Origin of the sequence: Phaeobacter sp. CAU 1743 (assembly GCF_039839315.1) — a bacterium.
Classification (GTDB): Bacteria; Pseudomonadota; Alphaproteobacteria; order Rhodobacterales; family Rhodobacteraceae; genus Phycobacter; species Phycobacter gallaeciensis_A.
On the sequence record NZ_JBDOQR010000163.1, the window covers coordinates 1 to 2,648 of the forward strand.

Here is a 2,648-nt window from a genome sequence, read left to right on the forward strand (position 1 = left end):
CCCTCACGGGCATGCTGGCTGCGGGTGAGTTCGGTCCAGGCCATCGTGGTCTCCGTTCAGTGTCGTACCCGAACAGAAACACAACCTCCTGAACTCACTCAATTAGTTTCAAATCGGGCTCTGAGAACTCCATTGATGAGGTGTTAAGCAAAGGAAGGTCATTCCTGCACCTTTAGTCAAGTAAATTGTCGACAATCCTGCAATTCAGTCCTAGCGTGGATGAAAAATAAGGCCACGATCCGCGACATGGAAAAGCTTCCCGACACCGACGGCTTTGCCCCCCTCGACCGCGAAGGGCTGGTCGACCGCGTCGCCCGGCTACTGAGCCGGGCCATCGTCTCGGGGCGGCTTGCCCCCGGTGAGCGGCTGAGCGAATCGGTGGTTGCCAAGCAACTCGGCACTTCGCGTGCGCCGGTGCGCGAGGCCGCACGGCTGCTGGAGAACTCAGGGCTGGTCACCTACGCGCCGAACCGGGGCTTTTTTGTCCGGCGTCACAGCGCCGCCGAAATCGACAACCTCTACGAATTCCGCATCACCATCGAGATCGCCGCCGTCCGCCGCCTGATGCGCCAGGGGCTGGGCGCCACCGCCGCCGCGCTCTGCGCCCAGATCGAAGAGCTGCGCCGGGTGGCCGAGCCGGGCCATGACATGCTCACCCAGGTCGAGGCGGACATGCAGTTTCACCGGCTGATCTGCGAAGGCTCCGGCAATCCACTTTACCTGCGCAGCTTTGAGCGGATCGCGCTGGAGACCGAACTGACCATCGTGCTGATCGGAACGCTCTACGACGATGCGCAAAAGCTGGCCGAGACCCACGCCCCGCTCCTCGAAGCCTTGCAATCAGGCTGCGAGGAGGAGGCCGTGGATGCCATGTTCTACCACCTCGACGTCGCCCGCATGCTGGTGACGGACCAATTCCGCAAACTTGAAGAGAACACCCCCTAATGCAATGCTTCTACGCCCCCGAGACCGACCTGCATGACCCGATCTTCCGATTGACCAACGGCAAGATCCAGCGCAACGCCGAGCGTGCCGAACGGGCGCGGCTTCTGATGGCGGGGCTGGAGCAGATGGGCCTATCCACCGAAACACCGCCAGAGGCGCCCCGCAGTACGCTCGAAGCAGTACACACAGAGAAATTCCTCGCTTTCCTCGAAACCGCCTGGGAGGAATGGCAAAAACTGCCGGACTGCGGGCCGGAAGTCGTCCCCCAGGTCTTTCCGAAAAGCGAAGTCGCGACCTATCCCGAAAACATTGTCGCCCGCGCCGGATGGCATTTCGGGGATACCTCGGCGCCGATTGGAGAGCACAGCTGGGCCGCATCGCGCCGCGCCGCAGATTGTGCCGTAGCCGCCGCCGACGTGGTGCTGGGCGGGGCACCGTCGGCCTATGCGCTTTGCCGCCCCGCTGGACATCACACCAGCGCAGACATTGCCGCCGGGCATTGCCTGATGAATAATTCTGCGATCGCCGCCGCGCGGCTGCGCACGGGGCACGCGCGCGTCGCAACGCTCGACATCGACGTCCATCACGGCAACGGCACGCAGGAGATCTTCTACGACCGCGCTGACGTGATGACCTGTTCCGTGCATGCCGATCCTTCGGATTACTACCCGTTCAACGTCGGCCATGCCCATGAAGTCGGCCGTGGCAAAGGGCTGGGTTTCAACCTAAACATCCCTCTGCCCCGCACCACCACCGACGAGGCCTGGCTTGCGGCTATCGCCGCCTCGCTGGAGGCTATCGCGGCGTTCCAGCCTGGGGCGCTGATGGTGAGTCTCGGGCTCGACGCGCATGAGAACGACCCGCTGCTCGGCATGAAGGTCAGCTTCGACGGGTTCCGCCGCGCGGGCGAGATGATTGCCACCGCCGGCTACCCGACGGTGCTGGTGCAGGAAGGCGGTTACCTGTCGCCGGATCTCACCACGTCTCTGGCCAGCTTCCTTTCCGGCTTTCTCGGGCGCGAGGGATGAGCCGCTTTTTCAGTCAGAGGGTCTTTGCCTCGCCAATATGATCGAATTCTCGCATGACCCAGGATCATGCGAGCCCCTAAAGTCCGCCACAACGGGGCCCAGTGTCCCGCCCCCTTCCGTCAACAGGAGATACCGATGAACCAGCGTTCCAACTCGCTCCATGCATCTGACATGGCGCATTCCATGCACCCCTACACGAACATGCGCCTGCATGAGGAAAAGGGCCCGATGATCATCACCGGGGGCAACGGCGCCCGGGTGTATGACGACCAAGGCAAGGAATACATCGAGGCACTGGCCGGACTGTGGTCCGTCGCCGTTGGCTTCTCCGAGACGCGCCTGGCCGAGGCCGCCTACGAGCAGTTGAAGAAACTGCCCTACTACCACAGCTTTGCGCATAAGGCCCACGAGCCGTCGATCCGCCTTGCAGAGAAGCTGGTCGAGATGACTCCCGAGGGGTTGAACCGCGTGTTCTTCACCAACTCCGGCTCCGAGGCCAACGACACCGTGGTCAAGATGGTCTGGTTCCTCAACAACGGCCTCGGCCGCCCTGAGAGTCTGATTCAAAACTTTTCGAGTGAATTCATTGTCTTGCGAGCATCCGCGTGACGCGGCGGATGTGTGCGATTGTGACCCAAGCTGCCGCGCTGGCGATGGATTTTTCCCAATCCTTCG

Annotated in this window: 2 protein-coding genes and 2 pseudogenes; 3 read left to right on the forward strand and 1 reads right to left on the reverse strand. The window is 62.3% G+C overall.

The genetic code is table 11. The features are described 5' to 3' along the window. Positions 1-246 precede the first annotated feature (246 nt). From AAFO90_RS24555 to AAFO90_RS24565, 3 genes and pseudogenes are all read left to right on the forward strand, one after another. Positions 247-945, forward strand: coding sequence for a GntR family transcriptional regulator (locus AAFO90_RS24555; RefSeq protein ID WP_274869138.1), 699 nt, complete (start codon positions 247-249; stop codon positions 943-945). Beyond that, a complete protein-coding gene (locus AAFO90_RS24560) occupies positions 945-1,973 on the forward strand; it encodes a histone deacetylase family protein (protein ID WP_347511151.1) in 1,029 nt (342 codons plus the stop codon). Before AAFO90_RS24555 ends, AAFO90_RS24560 begins: the two co-directional genes overlap by 1 nt. A gap of 135 nt (positions 1,974-2,108) precedes the next feature. Further along, a pseudogene (locus tag AAFO90_RS24565) lies at positions 2,109-2,528 on the forward strand (aminotransferase class III-fold pyridoxal phosphate-dependent enzyme); the annotation flags it as partial. Positions 2,529-2,556: 28 nt separating this feature from the next. On the opposite strand, the pseudogene AAFO90_RS24570 reads toward AAFO90_RS24565, so the two are convergent. Next, positions 2,557-2,648, reverse strand: a pseudogene (locus tag AAFO90_RS24570) (IS5/IS1182 family transposase); the annotation flags it as partial.

Coding starts and splice junctions, on each gene's coding strand:
- AAFO90_RS24555 (WP_274869138.1), top strand. CDS start 247: ATGGAAAAGCTTCCCGACACCGACGGCTTTGCCCCCCTCGACCGCGAA.
- AAFO90_RS24560 (WP_347511151.1), top strand. CDS start 945: ATGCAATGCTTCTACGCCCCCGAGACCGACCTGCATGACCCGATCTTC.